Source organism: Sinomonas atrocyanea, from assembly GCF_001577305.1.
Taxonomy (GTDB): Bacteria; Actinomycetota; Actinomycetes; order Actinomycetales; family Micrococcaceae; genus Sinomonas; species Sinomonas atrocyanea.
On the sequence record NZ_CP014518.1, the window covers coordinates 3,510,522 to 3,529,899 of the forward strand.

General features: G+C 72.5%; 24 protein-coding genes. 10 read left to right on the forward strand and 14 right to left on the reverse strand.

Annotation, left to right across the window (positions count from 1 at the left end):
• The first annotated feature begins 3 nt into the window (after positions 1-3).
• Positions 4-690, forward strand: coding sequence for a hypothetical protein (locus SA2016_RS16135; RefSeq protein WP_141305426.1), 687 nt, complete (start codon positions 4-6; stop codon positions 688-690).
• A gap of 78 nt (positions 691-768) precedes the next feature.
• On the opposite strand, the gene SA2016_RS16140 is transcribed toward SA2016_RS16135, so the two are convergent.
• Together SA2016_RS16140 and SA2016_RS16145 are read right to left on the reverse strand one after the other, a co-directional pair.
• Positions 769-1,521 (reverse strand): redox-sensing transcriptional repressor Rex, encoded by a 753-nt coding sequence (locus SA2016_RS16140; protein ID WP_174835349.1) that lies wholly within the window; start codon positions 1,519-1,521, stop codon positions 769-771.
• Between the two features lie 140 nt (positions 1,522-1,661).
• Positions 1,662-1,916, reverse strand: coding sequence for a glutaredoxin family protein (locus tag SA2016_RS16145; RefSeq protein ID WP_066500020.1), 255 nt, complete (start codon positions 1,914-1,916; stop codon positions 1,662-1,664).
• 54 nt (positions 1,917-1,970) lie between these two features.
• On the opposite strand from SA2016_RS16145, the gene SA2016_RS16150 reads away from it, so the two are divergent.
• Positions 1,971-2,780 carry an HAD family hydrolase gene (locus SA2016_RS16150; RefSeq protein ID WP_066500029.1) on the forward strand — a complete coding sequence of 270 codons (810 nt, stop codon included), beginning with the start codon at positions 1,971-1,973 and terminating at the stop codon, positions 2,778-2,780.
• Positions 2,781-2,905: 125 nt separating this feature from the next.
• Here the strand turns inward: SA2016_RS16150 and SA2016_RS21025 are convergent, their stop codons facing one another.
• The 3 genes from SA2016_RS21025 to SA2016_RS16160 all read right to left on the reverse strand — a co-directional run bounded on the left by SA2016_RS21025 (position 2,906) and on the right by SA2016_RS16160 (position 4,484).
• Entirely contained in the window at positions 2,906-3,004 is a 99-nt protein-coding gene (locus SA2016_RS21025) for a 30S ribosomal protein bS22 (RefSeq protein ID WP_003792170.1), read from the reverse strand.
• A 120-nt stretch (positions 3,005-3,124) separates the two neighbouring features.
• The gene (locus SA2016_RS16155) at positions 3,125-3,328 is read right to left on the reverse strand and encodes a helix-turn-helix domain-containing protein (RefSeq protein WP_066500031.1); all 204 of its coding nucleotides are present in this window, start codon (positions 3,326-3,328) and stop codon (positions 3,125-3,127) included.
• A 10-nt stretch (positions 3,329-3,338) separates the two neighbouring features.
• The gene (locus tag SA2016_RS16160; RefSeq protein WP_066500034.1) at positions 3,339-4,484 is read right to left on the reverse strand and encodes a 3-deoxy-7-phosphoheptulonate synthase; all 1,146 of its coding nucleotides are present in this window, start codon (positions 4,482-4,484) and stop codon (positions 3,339-3,341) included.
• Between the two features lie 434 nt (positions 4,485-4,918).
• On the opposite strand from SA2016_RS16160, the gene SA2016_RS16165 reads away from it, so the two are divergent.
• Positions 4,919-5,641, forward strand: coding sequence for an ANTAR domain-containing protein (locus SA2016_RS16165; RefSeq protein WP_066500037.1), 723 nt, complete (start codon positions 4,919-4,921; stop codon positions 5,639-5,641).
• A gap of 54 nt (positions 5,642-5,695) precedes the next feature.
• Here the strand turns inward: SA2016_RS16165 and SA2016_RS16170 are convergent, their stop codons facing one another.
• From SA2016_RS16170 to SA2016_RS16180, 3 genes are all read right to left on the reverse strand, one after another.
• The gene (locus SA2016_RS16170; protein WP_066500040.1) at positions 5,696-6,124 is read right to left on the reverse strand and encodes a hypothetical protein; all 429 of its coding nucleotides are present in this window, start codon (positions 6,122-6,124) and stop codon (positions 5,696-5,698) included.
• Positions 6,121-6,381, reverse strand: coding sequence for a hypothetical protein (locus tag SA2016_RS16175; protein WP_066500042.1), 261 nt, complete (start codon positions 6,379-6,381; stop codon positions 6,121-6,123). The genes SA2016_RS16170 and SA2016_RS16175 overlap by 4 nt, the downstream gene beginning before the upstream one ends.
• An 88-nt stretch (positions 6,382-6,469) precedes the next feature.
• Positions 6,470-7,207, reverse strand: coding sequence for a LuxR C-terminal-related transcriptional regulator (locus SA2016_RS16180; RefSeq protein WP_066502716.1), 738 nt, complete (start codon positions 7,205-7,207; stop codon positions 6,470-6,472).
• Positions 7,208-7,541: 334 nt separating this feature from the next.
• Between SA2016_RS16180 and SA2016_RS16185 the strand changes: the two genes are divergently transcribed.
• From SA2016_RS16185 to SA2016_RS16195, 3 genes are all read left to right on the forward strand, one after another.
• The gene (locus tag SA2016_RS16185) at positions 7,542-8,132 is read left to right on the forward strand and encodes a hypothetical protein (RefSeq protein WP_066500045.1); all 591 of its coding nucleotides are present in this window, start codon (positions 7,542-7,544) and stop codon (positions 8,130-8,132) included.
• A 157-nt stretch (positions 8,133-8,289) separates the two neighbouring features.
• Positions 8,290-8,595 carry a hypothetical protein gene (locus tag SA2016_RS16190; RefSeq protein WP_066500047.1) on the forward strand — a complete coding sequence of 102 codons (306 nt, stop codon included), beginning with the start codon at positions 8,290-8,292 and terminating at the stop codon, positions 8,593-8,595.
• 22 nt (positions 8,596-8,617) lie between these two features.
• On the forward strand, positions 8,618-9,673 hold the full coding sequence (locus tag SA2016_RS16195) for a zinc-dependent alcohol dehydrogenase family protein (protein WP_066500050.1): 1,056 nt from the start codon (positions 8,618-8,620) through the stop codon (positions 9,671-9,673).
• A gap of 52 nt (positions 9,674-9,725) precedes the next feature.
• Here SA2016_RS16195 and SA2016_RS16200 read toward each other — a convergent pair whose 3' ends face one another.
• The 3 genes from SA2016_RS16200 to SA2016_RS16210 all read right to left on the reverse strand — a co-directional run bounded on the left by SA2016_RS16200 (position 9,726) and on the right by SA2016_RS16210 (position 12,476).
• Positions 9,726-10,916 (reverse strand): acetyl-CoA acetyltransferase, encoded by a 1,191-nt coding sequence (locus SA2016_RS16200; RefSeq protein WP_066500051.1) that lies wholly within the window; start codon positions 10,914-10,916, stop codon positions 9,726-9,728.
• On the reverse strand, positions 10,916-11,623 hold the full coding sequence (locus SA2016_RS16205) for a CoA transferase subunit B (protein ID WP_066500053.1): 708 nt from the start codon (positions 11,621-11,623) through the stop codon (positions 10,916-10,918). The genes SA2016_RS16200 and SA2016_RS16205 overlap by 1 nt, the downstream gene beginning before the upstream one ends.
• A gap of 136 nt (positions 11,624-11,759) precedes the next feature.
• Entirely contained in the window at positions 11,760-12,476 is a 717-nt protein-coding gene (locus SA2016_RS16210) for a CoA transferase subunit A (RefSeq protein ID WP_066500055.1), read from the reverse strand.
• Positions 12,477-12,656: 180 nt separating this feature from the next.
• Between SA2016_RS16210 and SA2016_RS16215 the strand changes: the two genes are divergently transcribed.
• The gene (locus tag SA2016_RS16215) at positions 12,657-13,433 is read left to right on the forward strand and encodes an IclR family transcriptional regulator (RefSeq protein ID WP_141305425.1); all 777 of its coding nucleotides are present in this window, start codon (positions 12,657-12,659) and stop codon (positions 13,431-13,433) included.
• Between the two features lie 55 nt (positions 13,434-13,488).
• Here SA2016_RS16215 and SA2016_RS16220 read toward each other — a convergent pair whose 3' ends face one another.
• A complete protein-coding gene (locus SA2016_RS16220) occupies positions 13,489-14,226 on the reverse strand; it encodes a dienelactone hydrolase family protein (protein ID WP_066500061.1) in 738 nt (245 codons plus the stop codon).
• An 83-nt stretch (positions 14,227-14,309) separates the two neighbouring features.
• Between SA2016_RS16220 and SA2016_RS16225 the strand changes: the two genes are divergently transcribed.
• The gene (locus SA2016_RS16225) at positions 14,310-15,290 is read left to right on the forward strand and encodes a squalene cyclase (protein WP_066500065.1); all 981 of its coding nucleotides are present in this window, start codon (positions 14,310-14,312) and stop codon (positions 15,288-15,290) included.
• A 10-nt stretch (positions 15,291-15,300) separates the two neighbouring features.
• On the opposite strand, the gene SA2016_RS16230 is transcribed toward SA2016_RS16225, so the two are convergent.
• Positions 15,301-15,852 (reverse strand): ArsR/SmtB family transcription factor, encoded by a 552-nt coding sequence (locus SA2016_RS16230; protein WP_066500068.1) that lies wholly within the window; start codon positions 15,850-15,852, stop codon positions 15,301-15,303.
• A 36-nt stretch (positions 15,853-15,888) separates the two neighbouring features.
• Positions 15,889-17,127, reverse strand: coding sequence for an acetoin utilization protein AcuC (locus SA2016_RS16235; RefSeq protein WP_066500069.1), 1,239 nt, complete (start codon positions 17,125-17,127; stop codon positions 15,889-15,891).
• A gap of 122 nt (positions 17,128-17,249) precedes the next feature.
• Here SA2016_RS16235 and SA2016_RS16240 point away from each other — a divergent pair, with 122 nt between their 5' ends.
• The gene (locus SA2016_RS16240; RefSeq protein ID WP_066500070.1) at positions 17,250-18,662 is read left to right on the forward strand and encodes a TrkH family potassium uptake protein; all 1,413 of its coding nucleotides are present in this window, start codon (positions 17,250-17,252) and stop codon (positions 18,660-18,662) included.
• Positions 18,655-19,353, forward strand: coding sequence for a potassium channel family protein (locus SA2016_RS16245; RefSeq protein WP_066500073.1), 699 nt, complete (start codon positions 18,655-18,657; stop codon positions 19,351-19,353). The genes SA2016_RS16240 and SA2016_RS16245 overlap by 8 nt, the downstream gene beginning before the upstream one ends.
• The last annotated feature ends 25 nt before the right edge of the window (positions 19,354-19,378 follow it).

Here is a 19,378-nt window from a genome sequence, read left to right on the forward strand (position 1 = left end):
GCCATGAGCCAGCAGCCCACGCCGCCCCCGTACCAGTCCGGCCCCCCGGCGTACCAGCCGGGGCCCCCTCCGCACGGAGCGCCGGACTACGGCCCTCCCCCGCCGCAGGGCTCGTACCAGGGTCCTTGGCCGAGCCAGCTGCCCAGCGGATCCTTCCCCGGGATGCCCGCCGTCGGCATCGGCCGCCCGCTGACCATCATGCTCGCGGTCTGGTTCCTCATCGCGAGCTCCGTCGCACCGCTCGCGGGGATCCCGGCGATCGTCGACTGGATGGGCACCTACATGCACACCGCCCTCATGCAGTCCACGACGCGGGCCAACCGGGCCAGCGCGGTCGCCTTCGCCAGCCAGTTCACGGCCATCATGACCCCCGTGCTGTGGATCTCCGCGCTCATCGGGGTCGCGGTCACCGTGCTGCTCGCGCTCGGGATCCGGGCCGGCATGAACTGGGTGCGCATCCTGCTGACCGTGTTCGCGGGCCTCTCGCTCCTCGGCTACGTGGTCAACTTCGCCATCGCCACGGCGCTCCCGACCGCGCGCACCTTCCCCCTGCCGGCCTTCGTGTACGTGCTCGGGTTCCTCTCGGCGGCCCTGTACATCGCCGCGGCGGTGCTCACGTGGCTGCGCCCCTCGAGCCAGTACATCGCCGCGCGCCGTGCGGCCAAGCTCGGCGGCGGCTACCTGCGCTGAGCACGGGGCGCCCCGGCGTGCCGGCGCCCCCGCTTCCTGACGCCCCGCGGGAGTCGGCGCACGACGCCGGCCCCCGCCTCAGGCGGGCTGCCCGCCCGAGTGGGGGGCGGCGTCGTACGTCGGGTCGGGGTCCGAAGAGGCCCCCGTCTCCCCTCCGGCCTCCCCGCGCTGGGCGTGGTAGGCGAGGATCTGGAGCTCGGTGGCCATGTCCACCTTCCGCAGCGTCACGCCCGGCGGGACCTGGAGGATCGTCGGCGCGAAGCTGAGGATGCTGCGGACGCCCGCCGCGACGACGCGGTCGCACACGGCCTGGGCCACGGACGCCGGGAGGGCGAGGACCGCCATGTTCGCGCGGGTGCGCTGGAAGACGGCCTCGAGGTTGGCCGCGTCGGAGATCCGGAGCCAGCCGATCTCGTTGCCGATGATCTGCGGGTCCGTGTCGAGCAGCGCGACGACGTCGAAGCCGCGGGTGCCGAAGCCGCCGTAGCGGGCCAGGGCACGGCCGAGGTTGCCGGCGCCCACGATCGCGACCCGCCAGTCGCGCGTCAGGCCGAGCGCCACGGAGAGGTGCTGGCGGAGGTTCTCGACCTCGTACCCCACGCCGCGCGTGCCGTAGGAGCCGAGCTGGGAGAGGTCCTTGCGCAGCGTCGCGGAGCTGACGCCGGACGCCTCGGCGAGTGCGTCCGAGGAGACCCGGTCCACGCCGTCCGCCAGGAAGGAGTTCAGCGCGCGCAGATAGACGGTCAGGCGGGAGACGACCGCGGGCGGAAGCTGCTTCCCGTCGGGCGCGGGCGCGGCGCCTCGGCTCCCCGACTGGGACCGTCCTGCCACTGCCACCTCATTCCCTCGCGGGCCTTGCGCCTGTCGCGCGATACGCTCGGTCGCCGCCGTCTGGGCGGCCCCATTCACTCTAGGACCGGGGCGGGGCGGCCGCCAAAAGGGCTGCGGGGCGCCGGGCCGGGCGCTGGGACTCAGCCCCGGCGGGCCGCCTCGACGGTCCGGCGCAGGCGGGCCTCGTTGATCCGCCAGAAGTCGCGCTGGACCCCGTCGACGAGCACCACGGGCACCTCCTCGGCGAAGCGGTCGTGCAGGGCCGGGTCGTCATCGATGCTGCGCTCTTCCCAGCCGAGGCCGGCGTCCGACGCCACCCGTCCGACCACGTCCCGCGCCGCCTCGCAGAGGTGGCACTGGCTCTTCGTCACGAGGACGATCTCGGGGATGCGCATGCCTCCACGGTAGCGCGCGACGGTGGCGGAGCCGCGAATCGCTAGACTCGGACCATGCCCGCAGTGAAGAAGGCGCTGGATCCAGTGCGCCCCGCGCCCCTCGGGCGCCCGGGCGAGGCAGCCTTCTTCGACGTGGACAACACCCTCATGAAGGGGGCCAGCCTCTTCCACGTGGCGCACAAGATGTACGAACGCGGCGCCTTCACCCTCCGCGACGCGGCCGGCTTCGCCTGGAAGCACGTGGCGTTCCTGTTCCGCGGCGAGAGCCTCGAGGACGTCCGCTCGATCGAGGCCTCGGCCCTCGCGCTCGGAGCCGGGATCCTCGCGGTAGACGTCGAGACGATCGGCCACGAGGTCTACGACGAATTCATCGAGTCACGCATCTGGCCCGGCACCAAGGCCCTCGCCGAGCAGCACCTGCGCGTGGGCCGGCGGGTGTGGCTCGTGACGGCCACGCCGATCGAGGTCGCCTCCGTCATCGCCGACCGCCTGGGGCTCACCGGCGCGCTCGGGACGGTGGGCGAGATCGAGGACGGCGCCTACACCGGCCGGCTCGTGGGCGAGATCCTGCACGGGAAGGCCAAGGCGACCGCCGCCGCAGAGCTCGCCGAGCGGGAGGGCCTCGACCTCGACCGCTGCTGGGCCTACTCGGATTCGCACAACGACATCCCGCTGCTGACCCTCGTGGGGCACCCCGTGGCCATCAATCCCGATGCGCGCCTGCGCGCGCACGCGCATGCGCACAACTGGCCCATCTACGACTTCCGCGCCGGGCGCCGGGCCGCGACGCTCGGGCTCAAGGCCGCCACCGTCGGCGGCGCGCTGTACGGGCTGTGGCGCGGCTACGCCCGCTTCCGCCGGTAGCCGTACCCGGCTGCCCCCTCTCCCGCGAAGTCACCCCGCGGGAAGGAAGGTGCCCGGACGCACGTGAGGCCCGCTCCCACGAAGGGAACGGGCCTCACCCACCATCGCCCCTCAGGGGCGGGCGCCTACTTCTTGTTGCGGCGCTGGTGACGAGTCTTGCGAAGCAGCTTGCGGTGCTTCTTCTTGGCCATGCGCTTGCGGCGCTTCTTGATAACCGAACCCATGAAAAGTTCCTTACCGGTAGTTGGTGCCCCGGGCTGCTGGCCGGGTCGCGCACAGGGGCGCCGTTCAACCAACTGCTGGTGACGTGACGTAAAACGTTCCTGAACAGGATACCGTACGCGTCAGGCCGACTCGGTCCTGCCGTCCACGACCGAGTTCTTCAGGTACTGCTCGACCGCGGCCTCCGGAACCCGGTAGGAGCGGCCGAAGCGCACGGCAGGCATCTCCCCCGAGTGCACCAGACGGTAGACCGTCATCTTCGACACCCGCATCATCTCCGCGACCTCAGCGACTGTGAGGAACCGCGACGAGGAGAAATCAGACATACAAACAACTCTAGTTGCTGGAGTGGCCCTTGGGAACGCGGCGGGCCCGAACGGCTCCCGCGAGCTGATCGAGGACCTGCTCGGTGACGCCCCACTCCATGCACTTGTCGGTCACGCTCTGCCCGTAGACGAGCTGCGCACGGCCGGCAGCGAACTCGGCCACGTCGAGCGGCTGGGCCCCGCCCACGAGGAAGCTCTCGAGCATGACGCCGGCCACCGCACCGGCCGCTTCGGCGCCCGCGGCGAGCTCCGCGCCGATCTCGAGGGCCACCTCGGCCTGGCGGTGGTGGTCCTTGCCGCTGTTGGCATGGCTTGCGTCCACGATGAGGCGCGGGTTGAGGCCCTTGCCCGCCATCCGGGCAGAGGCCGCGGCGACGTGCTCGGCGCCGTAGTTCGGCCCCGCGGATCCCCCGCGGAGGATGAGGTGGGTGTCGGGATTGCCGGCGGTCTCCACGAGGGCGGCCCGGCCGGCGTCGTCAATCCCGAGGAAGGCCTGCGCGGCGGCCGCGGCCCCGCACGCGTCGACGGCGACCCCGAGCCCGCCGTCGGTGCCGTTCTTGAAGCCGACCGGCATCGAGAGGCCGGAGACGAGCTGGCGGTGGATCTGGCTCTCCGTGGTGCGGGCGCCGATCGCGCCCCAGACGATCGCGTCCGCGGTGTACTGCGGGCTGATGGGCTCAAGGAATTCGGTGGCCGTGGGGAGCCCGAGCGCGAGGACGTCGAGGAGGAAGCGCCGCGCGGTGCGCAGCCCGCCGGGGATGTCGTGGCTGCCGTCCAGGTGGGGGTCGTTGATGAGCCCCTTCCAGCCCACGGTGGTGCGCGGCTTCTCGAAGTACGTCCGCATCACCACGAGCAGGTCCTCGCGGTGTCCGCGGGCGACGCCGGCCAGTCGCCGCGCGTAGTCGAGGCCCGCCTCGGGGTCGTGGATGGAGCAGGGCCCCACGATCACGAGGAGCCTGTCGTCCAGCCCGTCCATGATGGCGCGCACCTCGTCGCGGGCGCGGGCCACGGTCCGGGCGGCGCCGTCCGAGAGGGGCAGCTCGCCGAGGATCTCCTCGGGGGACGGGAGCGCGGTGAACTCGGCGACACGGAGGTTGCCGGTGGAGGAGGTGGCCGCGGCGGAGCTGGCGGTCGGGGCGGCGGGCTGGGGATTCATGGGGTCCTGTCCTTCATCTGCAGGCCCCGCGGGGTCCAGAGCCTGCCGTTGATATGGCAAAGGGCAAGGACCGTGAGGTCCCTGCCCTGTTGGCTCTGGAAGTCGGTACGCGAAACTCTACGCTTGGCCCTCCAGAGCCAACGCAAAATACGCATACCAACGCTTGAACATGCGCCCACCGTAGCTCCCGGGCCGCCGGGACGCCAAAGACAGCCCGCATAGTGGACGCCGGCCCCGGGTGTCCCCTCTTCCGTGGTGGATCGAGGCGTTCGTGGCGGGCCCCGGGGGGCCTCGAGATTTGACCGGTTCGCGGACTTTCGTCAAAGATGATCGACGGGGCTGCGCCGAGCGCCGCCCGTGCTCAGGAAAAGGGCCGACTTCAGTCCACACGGCCTACGCTCCCGCGGCGGCCGTGCCCCCGAAGGAGCGCACCGATGGCCGCCCGGCCCGAGCTATATCCCGCCACGCACGATCTGATCCACCTGCTGCTGGCGTACTCCGGGCTCGACGCGTTCCTCTCCGCCCTGGCCGACCGCACGGGCCGCCGCCTCGCCCCGCTGGGCCAGCCTGACACCGCACTGGCCGTCTACCGCCGCAACCGGCCAGTGCTGACGGCGGGGGCGGCCCCCTCGCTCGTCCGGCTCACCCAGGAGCGCCTCGCGGACGACGACGTGTACCTCGCCTCCGCGCTCGAGCATTCGCGCTCGGCGTCCGAGGAGCGGCTGCCCGACGCCTGGGCGTCGGGGACCGCCTGGGGCGTCGACGCGGGCCTGCTCGTGGTGCCCGTGCCCGCCGGGCCCTCCGCCACGGCGGCGCTGGTCCTCGTCGGCACTCCGCCTGCGGACCCAGGGACGCGGCGCGCTGCTCTCGCCCTGCTGGGCCGCGTGCGCAATGAGGCGTCGTGGGCGCTGCGGATGGCGGTGCGGCTCGCGGATGAGACGGACCTCGCCGAACACCGGGCCCACGCCATGCAGAACCGGACGGTGATCGACGTGGCGATCGGGGTGATCATGGCCCAGAGCCGATGCTCGGCAGACGAGGCCTTCGATGTCCTGCGCAGGGCGTCGAACAACCGCAACGTCAAGCTGCACACCGTCGCCGCCGAGCTCGTCCGGCGCATCCATCCCGAGCTGCCGCAGACGGCATTCGTGGACTGAGCGTCTCAGCCGGCCCTTCCGGAGACGCTGAAGCCGGCGCGACCCGCGCCCGGCTCAGCCGGCCCTGCGCATCCCGGAGGTGAGCAGGGCATCGAGCGAGCTGAACGCCTCGTAGGCCACGCGGGCGCCGGCAGCGCGCTGGACCGGGCCGAGGCCCGCATCCTGCTCGAAGCGGCGCTGCGCGGCACGGATCACGGAGCGGGCCGTCTCGGTGTCCCCGGGATGGCGCAGGAGGCCCACCACGACGCTCTGCAGCGGCCGCAGCGCCGCCTCGAGCATCTTCGCCTCGCTTCCGTTGCCCCGGTCCCGCTCGTGGCGGCGACGCAGGTTGATCAGGTCCCAGGCCTCGAGCGCCCCGAGGCACGCGGCCTCGGTGCGGGCGCGCTCGTCCGGCGCGCCCTCGAGGACCAGCAGGGTGCGGACGCTCTCCCAGCGGGCCAGGAGGCCGCGCCGGCCGCGCGGGGTCAGGGGCGAGACCGTCATGGGCGCTCCCCTCCTTCGGCGCCCGGCTGGTCAGGTGCCCCGGCGTCCGTCTCCCAGACGCCGTCCCTCCACCGCAGCGACTCGGCCGCGGTGCCCGCCGCCGAGAGCACAGCTTCGGCGACCCGGCCGCCCCGGAGCTGATGGTCAATCAGCTGCGAGGCAAGGATGCGGGCGGACTCAGGCGACGCTGCCCGGAACTGGAGGGGGTGCGACCTGCGGGAGGCAGGATTGATGAACGTGAGCTCGTAGTGCGGCATATTGGTTCTCCTCGTGCACGTGCGGGCGTCCATCCAGCATCGCTGCCCGGCGCCCAGGGTCCACAGGGGAAAAGGTCCCAGCGGTGGCTCAGCGCCCGCGCGAGGGCCCCCCAGGGTGGCCGTCCCCGTTCCGGCCGTCCCCGTTCCGGCCGTCCTCGTTCCGGGTGGCGACATGCAGCGCGGCCTGGGTCCGGTGCCTGAGCCCGAGCTTGGTGAGGACCGAGGAGACGTAGTTCTTCGCCGTCTTCTCCGCGAGGTCGAGCTCGCGGGCAATCTGCCGGTTGGTCAGCCCCTCGGCGATGAGGTCCAGCACCCTGTGCTCCTGCGGGGTCAGCGACTCTACGAGGGGATCCTTGGGTTCGGCTGATGAGAGCCGGGCCTTCGCGCGCGCCTCCGCCCCGGGCCCGAAGAGCGTCTCCCCCGCCGCCGCGCGGCCGATCGCCTCCACGAGCGTGGCGGCCGGCGTGTCCTTCGGGAAGTATCCCGCCGCCCCCGCGAGCACCGCTTCGAGGACGGCCTGGTCGTCATGGGCGTCGTTGAGGATGATGCACTGGACGCCCGGGGCCGCGGACCGGAGGCGGCGGCACACCTCGATGCCGATCCCGTCCGCCAGCTGCGTCCCGAGGACCGCGACATGCGGCTCCAGCTGCGGGACCTGGGCGAGACTGTCGCGGACCGATCCCGCTTCCCCGACCACCGTCATCCCGGCGCCCTCGAGCAGGCCCCGCAGGCCGAGGCGGACCACCTCATGGCGATCGAGGATGAACACGCGGACGGCCCCGCCTGCTGGGCTCCTGTCGCCGGTGTGGGACTCACGGCGCTCCATGCCGCCCCCCATCTCGCCGCGGCCGCAACGTCCTTGCTGCAGCCGAGGACATGGTAGGTCCGTGCGCTCAAGGCGGGTCAGGGGAAAAGGTCACTGCCGCCGTGGGGCCGGCTGTGCTGGGCGGCGCGCGCGGCGCCCGGGACAGGCTCGCGGTGAAGACACGGGACTTTTGGCCCTCCAAGGATCCGGCGTCCGTTGTGGACTCTGGAATGGAGCCGCAGTGATCCGGGTCCCCACAGCTTCGGGGCCGACGAGCCGCGGCCGTTGCACCACGTCCCGATCCAGCCCCTGTCCCAGCCCTGCTGGCACGGGCTGGCCAGCTGAGCGGAAAACGATGAAGAGAGTCCCAGCACTCGCACACTACCGCACCCGCACCGCAGAAGCGGCGCTGCACGCCCACCCCTCGAGCCACATCCCCACGGTTCCGCCGCGCCCGGCGACCGAGGAGGAGCTGGCCGGCCGGTGGAACCGGCTGCACGCCACCTTGGTCCGCGCCGGGCTCGAGGAGGAGCAGGCCTGGACAGAGGTGGCGCGCATCGCCGCAGGAGAGCTGTGGTCCGAGGCCGCGGGCCAGCTCCGCGAGCACCGCGCCGCGGCCCAGCGCGAGGACGCCCGCGCGTTCGCCCTTGCCCTGCAGTCCGTCCGCGGGGTCCTGCAGCCCCTCACCCTCCGGCCCGGCGACCTGCCCGCCGCGCGCACCGCCGTGACCAAGGCACGCCTGCGCCTCCAGCACAACGGGGAGCTCCTGCAGCGACTGCAGCGGCCCCACCCTGCGTTCGAACGGACCGGGCAGGCCTTCGCGGCGCTCGAGGCCTTCCTGGCCCCCGGCTCGCGGCCCTCGGGCGCGGGTGCCGCCGCCTTCGACGGCGATCCCCGGCCGCGCCCGCGGCGCGGGCACATTTCCAGGTCGGGACCCCGCAGCTAGGGAGCGCGCCGGGCAGAGGGGCGGACGACGACGTCCGCGGCCTCGTGTGCCCGGCCGGTGGTGCTGGGCACGCGCCGCACGGCGGCGTGCCCGCAGCAGGAGATGGCCGGGTCGGTCCCCGTGCCCGGATGTCGGAGGCCTCAGGAATGATCCAGCCATGAGTGAGCTGAACAAGATCGGCGAGCCCGAACCGGACCCGGTCGTGGCCCCCGTAGGAGAGGCCTGCCGGCAGCGGGCAGTCCGCGCGCACCGGCCCCTTCCGGTGTGGGTGCGGCTGACGTTCGACGACGGCCGCCCGGCCCTCACCGAGAAGGGCTTCGCCCTGGGCTGGAACGGGGAGCACGTGCTCGTGCAGGTGCTCTGGGGCATGTCCTACTACCGGGGCGCGCGCGAGTTCTGGGTCGGGTCCGATCAGGTACGGCGACGGCACCTCGAGCCGCAGTGGCTCGGGCGCTCCGCGTGAAACCCATCAAGGAGGTTCCACTATGAAGGCACTCGTCTACCACGGCCCGGGCCAGAAGGCCTGGGAGGACGTCCCCGACCCCGTCCTCAAGGACCCGACCGACGCGATCGTGAAGGTGGAGACCACCACGATCTGCGGGACCGACCTGCACATCCTCAAGGGTGATGTCCCGGCGGTCACGGACGGCCGGATCCTCGGCCACGAAGGGGTCGGGGTCGTCACCGAGGCCGGCCCCGAATGTACCCGCGTCAAAGTCGGCGACCGTGTGATCATCTCCTGCATCAGCAAGTGCATGGAGTGCGACTTCTGCACCGCCGGGCTCACGTCCCACTGCCGCACCCTCGGGGGCATCGGGTGGATCTTCGGCCATCTCATCGACGGCACCCAGGCCGAGTACGTGCGTGTGCCCTTCGCGGACAACGGGCTCATCCCGCTGCCTGAGGGAGTCACCGCGGAGCAGGGCGCGATGCTCAGCGACCTCCTGCCCACCGGGTACGAGATCGGTGTCCTCTACGGCAAGGTGGGCCCCGGCGACGAGGTCGCGGTGGTCGGCTCCGGCCCGGTGGGGCTCGCCGCCATCATGACGGCGGGCCCGGCGGGCGCCTCGAAGGTCATCGCCGTGGACGGCAACGAGTACCGGCTCGAGCAGGCCAGGAACTTCGGCGCGACGGACACGCTCCGGGTCGGCGAGGGCGTCGACGTCGCCGCAGAGATCAAGCGGCTGAGCCGGGACGGTCTCGGGGTCGACGTCGCGATCGAGGCCGTGGGCCTCCCCGCGACCTTCACCACGTGCCTGGATGCGATCCGGCCCGGCGGCCGCGTGGCCAACGTCGGGGTCCACGGCAAGCCGGCCGAGTTCCCCCTCGACCGCGACTGGATCAACAACATCACCGTCACCACGGGGCTCGTCAATGCGACGACGGCGCCGGAGCTCCTCGCGAAGATCACGGCCGGCGAGATCGACCCCGCGAAGTTCGTCACCCACCGGTTCGCGTTCGGGCAGATCCTGGACGCCTACGACACCTTCGCCAACGCCGCCTCCCAGCATGCGCTCAAGGTGGTCATCAGCGCCGAGTGAGCGCGGCTGAGCGGGGCCCGGTATCGGCCCCGCTCACCTGCGGGGGAGGCGGTCAGACCGCCTCGAGCACGCTGACGTAGTTGGCGATCGCCAGGCCGCCCATGTTGTGCACGGCGGCGCGGCGTGCGCCGGGCAGCTGCATCTCCCCCGCGGTCCCCGCCAGCTGCATGGCGGCGATGACATGCTGGGAGACGCCCGTCGCGCCCACGGGGTGGCCCTTGGCCTTCAGGCCGCCCGAGAGGTTCACCGGCAGTCGGCCGCCGCGGTACACCGAGCCGTCCTCGATCGCCACGGAGCCCTTGCCCCGCTCGGCCAGGCCCATGACCTCGTACATGACCAGCTCGGCGATGGTGAAGCAGTCGTGCACCTCGGCGAGATCGAGGTCCGCCAGCCCCACCCCGGCCATGCCGAGCGCCCGGGACCAGGCGGCGCGGCTGCCGGCGAACTCGAGCGGGTCCCGCTTGGCGGCCGGCAGGAAGTCGTTCGCGTGGCCGAAGCCGGCCAGGCGCACCGGCGCGGTGGCGGCGCCCGACGGCGCGTGGCCGGCCGAGAGCACGACGGCTGCGGCGCCGTCGGACACCGGGGAGCAGTCGGTGCGGCGCAGCGGGGCGTCGACCATCGGGTTCTTCTCGGACACGGTCCGGCAGAACTCGACGCCGAAGTCGCGGTGCATCTGCGCGTACGGGTTGGACATGCCGTTGTGGTGGTTCTTCGCGGCGATCGATCCGAGCACATCGGAGACGGCGCCGTAGCGGTCCTCGTAGGCGCGGGCGACCTCGGCGAAGAGGCCGGTGAAGCCGGTGCGCGAGGGGTGCCCGGCGGACTCGTAGCCGGCCGCAAGGAGCGCGGCGCCGACCGTGTCCGCACCGGCCGAGGTCATCTTCTCCGCCCCGATGACGAGGACGTTGCGGGCCGTGCCGGCCAGGAGGGCCTTGACGCCCTGCTGGAACGCGCCCGAGCCGGAGGCGCAGGCGTTCTCGACGCGGGTGGCCGGGACGTTCGCGAGCTCATCGGAGACCTGGAGCGCGAGCGAGGACGTGAACGCGAGCGGCACCATGCCGGCGTTGTAGTTGCCCACGTAGATCTCGTCGATCTGGCCCGGCTCGAGGCCGGAGTTGGCGATGGCCTCGGCGGCCGCGGCCACGACGAGCGATTCGAGCGTCTCGCCCTCGAGCTTGCCGAAGCGCGTGTGGCCCCAGCCGGTGAGCAGGACGTCGGTGCCGAACTGGTCCTTGAGTGCCATCAGAGCGCCACCTCCACGCGCGCCTCGTCCGCCGAGGCCGCATCGTCCGCCTCGGGCGCGACGTCGAACTCCGCGCCCGTCTTCTGCCGCAGTTCCTCGAGGCCGACGCCGGGCGCGCGCCGCACGAGCGTGAGCCGCCGCCCGCCGTCGTCCGCGCCAGACTTCACCACGTCGAAGACGGCGAGGTCCGTCACGATCCGGTCCACGACGCCCACCCCGGTGAGCGGCAGGGTGCACTCGGCGACGAGCTTGGGCGTGCCGTCCTTGGCCACGTGCTCGGTGAGGACGACGACGCGCGGGGTCCCCGCGACGAGGTCCATCGCCCCGCCCATGCCCTTGACCATCTTCCCGGGAATCTGCCAGTTGGCGAGGTCGCCGTTGCCCGCGACCTGCATCGCGCCGAGGATCGCGACCTTGACGTGGCCGCCGCGGATCATGCCGAAGCTCGTCGCCGAGTCGAAGATCGAGCCGCCCGGAAGCACGGTGACGGTCTGCTTGCCGGCGTTGATGAGGTCGGCGTCCTCGTCGCCCTCATACGGGAAGGGGCCCATGCCGAGGAGCCCGTTCTCGCTCTGCAGGTGCACGGTCACGCCGTCGGGGAGGTGGTTGGCCACAAGGGTCGGGATGCCGATCCCGAGGTTCACGTAGTCGCCGTCGCTGAGCTCGGTGGCGGCGATGGCCGCCATCTCGTCGCGGGTCCAGGCCATGGGAGGCCCTCCTTCTGGGAGTCAGTTTCTGGAAGTCAGGTTCTGGAAGTCAGGTTCTGGAAGTCAGGTTCTGGGAGTCACCTTCTGGAGGTCACGCGAGGTGCCTCCCAGAAGCTGACCTTCAGATGGGCGCGGGTCAGCCGACGACGGCGGCCGGCCGGGGGCGCGTGGTGACCTGCTCGATGTGCTTCACCCGGTCGGTCGCCTGGAGGAGCCGCTGGACGTACACGCCCGGGGTCACGATGTGGTTCGGGTCGAGCGCTCCGGCGGGCACGATCTGCTCGGCTTCGGCGACGGTGATCCTGCCGGCCGTGGCGACGACCGGGTTGAAGTTCCGCGCCGTGTAGCGGTAGACGAGGTTGCCCGCGGTGTCCGCCGTGTGGGCATGGACCAGGGCGACGTCGGCCACGATGCCGCGCTCCTGGACGTAGAGCTCGCCGTCGAAGGTCTCGTGCGGCTTGCCCTCGGCCACGAGGGTCCCCACGCCGGTCTTCGTGTAGAAGGCCGGGATGCCGGCGCCGCCGGCGCGCAGCCGCTCGGCGAGCGTGCCCTGGGGGGTGAACTCGACCTCGAGGCGGCCGGCGAGGTACTGCTCCGCGAACAGCCTGTTCTCGCCGACGTAGCTCGCGATCACTTTGGCGACCTGCCCGGCCTCGATCAGCACGCCGAGGCCCTTGCCGTCCACGCCCATGTTGTTCGAGACGACCGTCAGAGACGTCACCCCCGAGTCGCGCACGGCGTCGATGAGGTCTGCGGGGATGCCGCTGAGGCCGAACCCTCCGACCGCCAGGGTCATGCCGTCGGCGAGGGCCCCGGCGAGAGCCTCGGCGGCGTCGGTGTACATCGTGGGCATGGGCTCCTCCTCGAGCTGGCTGCGTCCCGCGGCCCGCGAGGGCCACGTTGTGGACTCTTCTGCTCAGCGAGCGTAGGCAGGTGTTGCCCGCGTCACAAGGGAGTCGCGGCCCAGCTGTTCACGTCGTGGCGTCGGCTGCGTAGAATGTCCACATTGTGGCGGATTTCTATGAGGCAGGCCATGTCCGGGATCCAGGGCACGCAGGTCGTGGGCCGCGTGGCGCTCGTCCTGCGGGTCATCGCGCGGGCCGGCGGAGCGGGGCTGTCGCTCACCGGGATCGTGCGCGCCTCCGGCCTCACCCGGCCCACCGTCCACCGGCTGCTCAAGGCCCTCGCCGCGGACGGCCTGCTCGACTTCGACGAGGCCGCCGGACGCTGGCACCTCGGGCCGGAGCTGTACGTCATGGGCGCTGTCGCCGCGGGCCGCTTCGCGGTCGAGCACCTCGCCCGCCCCGCCCTGCGGCGGCTCGCCGAGGCGACCGGCGAGTCCGCGTTCCTCTCGATCCGCCGGGGCGACGAGACCGTGTGCCTCGCCCGCGAGGAGGGCAGCTTCCCGGTGCGCTCGTTCGTGCTCTACGAGGGCAAGCGCTTCCCGCTCGGCGTCGCCTCCGCCGGGATCGCGATCCTCGCCTTCCTGCCCGGCGGCGAGGCCGAGCCGATCATCAGTGACGACGCCGCGCGCACCGCGGAGTACGGCCCGACCCATGCCGCTGGCCCCCTCCGGGAGCGGCTGGCCGAGACGCGCGAGCTGGGCTACTCCGTGAACCCCGGGCTCGTGGTCGAGGGATCCTATGGGCTCGGCGCGGCGGTATTCGACCCCTCCGGGCGGCCGGCATGGGCACTCTCCCTCACGGGCATCGAGCCGCGCTTCCGGCCGGGCCGGCGCGAGGAGCTCGGAGAGCAGCTCCTGGCCGAGGCCCACCGGCTCTCCACGGCCATCGCCTCGCCCCGGCCCTGACGGCCGCCCGCCCCGGGCCGCGCGGCGGGCACGGGGACGGTGCTCCCCGAGCCCCTCAGGCCGCCGCGCCGGGGAGGTGCCGGGCGAAGAACGCCACGGAGCTCGCCTCCTCGTGGTCGGGGACCTCGCCGTGGGCGCCGGGGTTGGCGTGCAGCGTCTTGTCCCTCGAGCCGACCAGGTCGAAGAGCCGCAGCGCGCTCACACGGGAGACGAGCGGATCGTCCCACTGCATGACGAACTGGACGGGCACCCGGATCGCCGCGGCGCTCTCGGCCACGGTCTCGCCGATCAGGCCCAGCACGGCGGCCCGGATGCGCCCTTCGGCGGCGACGAGCGGGAACCCGATGGCCGCTCCGAGGGAGTAGCCCCAGTACCCCGCGTGCGCGGCGCCGGCCACGCCTTCCGCCTCGAGGTCGTCCAGCAGCAGGGTCCATTCGGGCACCGCGTCCTGGGCCACCGCCGCGTTGAGGTCCGCCACCGCGGCGCCGAAGTCCGGGCTGCCCTGCGCGTCCCGCATGCGCTCGATCCGCCGCTCGAGCTCCGCCGTCCTGGGGCGGCCGCCATGGCCGGGGGCGTCCAGGGCCGCCACCGCGTAGCCGCTGTGCACGAGGGCTTCGGCCCGGGCGCGCATGCCCGGTGCCTGGGTGCTCTGTCCTCCCCCATGGCCTAGGAGCACGAGGGGGCGCCCCGCGGCGTCGTCAGTGCCCCAGAGGACTCCGGTGGTGCTGTCCCCGATCCGGAACGCACGCCTGCCCGCCGCGCCCGCCGGCGCCGGATCCGTGTACTGCAGCATGTCGGTCTCCTCCTCGAACCCCCGCCGTGAAAGGTCCCGTGGGGGGGCTTGCCGCCCCACAGGGTGCGAGTAGCCTAGCCCCCATGGGGGACGATCTCACCGGGTGGCTCCTCGACGCCGACCCTGCCCTGCGCTGGCAGGTCGAGCGCGATCTTGCCGGGGCCTCGCCCGAGGTGTGGCAGGCCACCCGCGCCAGGGTGGCCACCGAGGGCCACGGGGCACGCCTGCTCGCACTCCAGGACCCCGACGGGCAGTGGGCCGGAGGGGCGTTCTTCCCCGCGGACTTCGACGTCCACGGCCCCGAGGCCGCGCCGGACGCGGGCCAGCCCTGGACGGCGACGACGTGGACCCTCACCACCCTGCGCGAGTGGGGCCTCGACGCCGCGGCGCTGGCCGGGACCGCGGAGAAGCTCGCGGCCAACAGCCGGTGGGAGTACGACGACCTGCCCTACTGGGGCGGCGAGGTCGACGCGTGCATCAACGCCGCCACGCTCGCCAATGGCGCGTGGCTCGGCGCGGACGTCGGGACGCTCGCGCAGTGGTTCGTGGACCACCAGATGGCCGAGGGCGGCTGGAACTGCGAATGGGTCAACGGCTCGGACCGCTCGTCGTTCGACTCGACCCTCAGCTGCCTACGCGGCATCCTCGCCTACGAACAGTCCCCGCAGGGCGCCTCGGCGTCCCCGGAGGGCCTCCGCCGGACGCGCACGGCGGCCGAGGAGTACCTCCTGGCCCGGCGCCTGATGTACCGGGCGAGCACCGGCGGCCTGGTCCGGCCGCGGTTCCAGGTCTTCGCCTACCCGTTCCGCTGGCAGTACACCGTGCTCCGGGCGCTGGACTACTTCCGGGCCTCCGCCCTCCACGATGGCACCGCGCCGGACCCACGGCTCGAGGAGGCCATCGAGCTCGTCCGGGGCAGGCGACGGCCCGACGGGACCTGGGTGCAGGAGCACCGGTACCCGGGGCGGACGTGGTTCGACGTCGACGTCCCTCCCGGAGAGCCCTCGAAGTGGCTCACGTTCTACGCCGCCCGGGTCCTCGGCTGGTGGGACGGCCGCGCCTGAGCTCCTCGAGCTACTTCCGGCGCCCGAACTTGGGCAGGTTCGCCATAAGCTCCGTGGCCCGCGCCGCGGCCCGCTCGACCGTGCGCTGGATCTGCGCCGGTCGGCTCCCCTCGGGCCTCGCCTCGAGCCGCTCGGCCGGGCCGGGCACGACGGCGGCCTGCACCAGCGCGCCCTCCTCGCCGGTGCGCGGGCTGGGCGCGGCGGGCCGCGCGGGCGGTTCCTCGGCCTGGGCGGGGCGGCCGGCCTCGGGCGCTGCCTGTTCCACGGCGGAGGGCGGGGCAGCGGCGGCGGGCGGGGACGGCGCCGTCGTGCGCAGCCCGGCGAGCCAGCCGCCGACCTCGTCGAGCGGCTCGAGCCGGAGGGCGTAGAAGCGCTTCTGCCCCTGGGCGCGGGTGCTCACGAGTCCCGCGTCGCGGAGGACCTTGAGGTGCTTGGACACCGTCGGCTGGCTCGCGGCGAGGGCCTCGACGAGTTCGCCCACTGCCTTGTCACCGGTCCGCAGCGTGTCGAGGATGTCCCTCCGCGTGCGGTCAGCGATGACGGCGAAGATGTCAGTCACCATGCTTCCAGCCTACCCATCCCGGCGAGGGCCGCTGACTCAGTCGAACCACGGGTCCAGGCCGTGCAGGGGGAAGATCTCCTTGCGGGTGGCCATGACGGCCCGGTCCACCGGATCGTTCGGATTGAAGCCGATCTCCCACGAGCGCCACCAGGTGTCGGCGTCCTCCCCCATCAGCGCCGGGGCGTTCCTGCCGTACCTCTCGTGCACGTAGTCGCGCCACCGCTGGGGCGTCGGGGTGCGCAGGTGCACGGGGTGGCCCGCCGCGATCCCGACCAGATGGGCCCAGGCCCGCGGGACCACCTGGACGACCTCGTAGCCGCCCCCTCCCGTGGCGATCCAGCGGCCCTCACAGAACCGGCGCGCGAGCGCCGAGACGGACAGCGCGGCCTCCCGCTGGGCGTCCACCGTGACCTTGAGGTTGGTCAGGGGGTCGAGGTGGTGGGAGTCGCAGCCGTGCTGGCTCACGATCACCTCGGGCCGGAACGCCTCGACGAGCTGGGGGACCACGGCGTGGAAGGCCCGCAGCCAGCCCGCGTCGCGGGTCCCGGCGGGCAGGGCGACGTTCACGGCGGTGCCCTCCGCGTGCGGGCCGCCCACCTCGTTCGGGAAGCCCGAGCCCGGGAAGAGCGTCAGGCCGCTCTCGTGGAGCGAGATGGTCAGGACGCGCGGCTCGTCCCAGAAGATGCGCTCCGTGCCGTCGCCGTGGTGCGCGTCCGTGTCGATGTAGGCCACACGCTGCACGCCCCCGTCCAGGAGCCGCTGGACCGCCGCCGCGACGTCGTTGTAGATGCAGAACCCGCTGCCGCGGTCGGCGGCGGCGTGGTGCATGCCCCCGGCGAAGTTGACGGCGTGCACTGCGGAGCCGTCGAGGACCGCATCCGCGGCAGCCAGCGATCCCCCCACGATCCGGGCGCTCGCCTCGTGCATGCCGGCGAACGCGGGATCGTCCTCGGTCCCGAGCCCGCGGCCCGGCTCGGGCTCGGCGGGGTTCTCGCTGACACGGCGGACCGCGGCGATGTACTCGCGGGTGTGGACGGTGGCGAGCTCGTCGTCGGTGGCCACGGGGGGCTCGACGACGCGGACCACGGGCAGCCCGAACAGTCCGAGGTCCTCGCACAGCCGTGCGGTCAGGTCCAGGCGCGCCGGGCTCATGGGGTGGTGCGGCCCGAAGTCGTACGCGAGGACCTCCTCGCTCCACGCGACGAGGGTGGGGTACTCGACCCTGCGGACGGCGCTGGCGGGGCCGCTGGCCTGCTGCGCTGCGCCGTCGGACATGCGCCTAGGCTACCGGACACCCCTTCGGGTGCGGCCCTCGGGGGCCGTTGGTGGTTTACTGTGACACGAAGCCGCCGCCCGGGCCCTCCGGACGGCCAGGACGCACACAGGACACGCTTTCCATGGCCCAGACGAAGCCGACATGGCAGCCCATGCCGCAGCGCGAGGGCCTCGGCCCCCTCACGGGCCTGCGGGATTTCGTGGACCGGCTTGCGGCGTCGTCGCCGGCACGGCTGGCGATGCTCGCGTTCGCCGCCGTCATCATCGTCTTCACGCTCCTGCTCTCGCTGCCCGCCTCCTCCGCCGACGGCCAGGTCACGCCCCTGCACGAGGCCCTCTTCACCGCCGCGTCCGCGGTCTGCGTGACCGGGCTCACCGTGGTCTCCACGGCGGCGCACTGGACGTTCTTCGGCCAGTTCGTGATCCTGTTGGGCATCTTCGTGGGAGGCCTCGGAACGCTCACGATCGCCTCGCTCCTGACCCTCATGGTGAGCCGCCGGCTCGGCCTGCGCAGCAAGCTCATCGCGCAGGAGGCACTGAACAACTCAAGCCGCCTGGGCGAGGTCGGAGAGCTGCTGCGGATCGTCATCATGACCTCGGTCGTGATCGAGGGCTCCCTCGCCGTGGTGCTGACGGGCCGGTTCCTGGCCCTCGGCGAGGGGTGGTGGACGGCCGTGTGGCATGGGGTCTTCTACTCGATCTCCGCCTTCAACAACGCCGGCTTCACGCCGCACTCGGACGGGATTGTGCCGTACGCGGCGGACCTGTGGATCCTCGTCCCCTTGGCCCTGGGCGCGTTTGTGGGTTCCCTCGGCTTCCCCGTGATCCTCGGGCTGCGCCAGGCCGGCTTCCGGTGGCGGAAATGGAGCCTCCACGTCAAGCTGACCATCCAGGTCTCCGCGATCCTCGTCGCGGTCGGCAGCCTCCTGTGGGGCTGGATGGAGTGGGACAACCCCCGCACGATCGGCGGCATGGGGGTCGCAGAGAAGATCATCCACGCCGTCTTCGCCTCCATCATGACCCGCTCGTGCGGGTTCAACCTCGTGGACCAGAACCATCTGGGGGGAACCACGCGGCTGCTCACCGACGCGCTCATGTTCGCCGGCGGGGGCTCCGCCTCCACGGCGGGCGGCATCAAGGTCACGACCATCGCCGTGCTGTTCCTCGCCATCGTCGCCGAGGGCCGAGGGGACAGCGACGTGAAGGTCTACGGGCGCACCATCCCCGACAGCGCGCTGCGGGTCGCGATCTCCGTGATCGTCGCCGGGGCCACGCTCGTCCTCGTGGGCTCGTTCCTGATGTCCGCCATCACCCAGCAGTCCCTGGACCGGGTCCTGTTCGAGGTCATCTCCGCCTTCGCGACCTGCGGGCTGAGCTCGGGCCTGAGCGCGGAGTCACCCCCCGCCGGCATGTACGTCCTGACCGCCCTCATGGTCACCGGCCGCCTCGGCACGATCACGCTCGCCTCCGCCCTCGCGGTCCGCCAGCGCATCCAGCTGTACCACTACCCGGAAGAGAGGCCGATCATTGGCTAATCCCACGCCCAGCGCCACGGGCGCCAGCCGGCGGCCCAACCCCTCGGCCCCGGTCCTCGTCATCGGCCTCGGCCGGTTCGGCGCGGCCACCGCCGAGCAGCTCGTCAAGCAGGGCCGCGAGGTCCTCGCCATCGAGCGGGACATCAACCTCGTCCAGAAGTGGTCGGGGACCCTGACCCACGTGGTGCAGGCGGACGCGACGAACATCGACGCCCTCCGCCAGCTCGGAGCGCAGGAGTTCCAGTCCGCAGTGGTGGGCGTGGGCACCTCGATCGAGTCCTCGGTGCTCATCACGGCCAATCTCGTGGACCTCGGGATCGAGCACCTGTGGGTCAAGGCGATCACTCCCTCGCACGGCAAGATCCTCTCCCGCATCGGGGCGAACCACGTGATCTACCCGGAGGCCGATGCGGGGGTGCGGGCCGCGCACCTCGTGAGCGGGCGCATGCTGGACTTCATCGAGTTCGACGACGACTTCGCGATCGTGAAGATGTACCCGCCCAAGGAGACCCAGGGGTTCACCCTCGCCGAGTCGGCCGTCCGCTCCAAGTACGGCGTCACCATCGTGGGGGTCAAGAGCCCCGGCGAGGACTTCACCTACGCCCAGCCCCACACCAAGGTCACGAGCCGGGACATGCTCATCGTCTCCGGCCATGTGGACCTGCTCGAGCGGTTCGCGGCGCGTCCGTAGGCGCCTGTCGCCCGCGGCCGGCGCC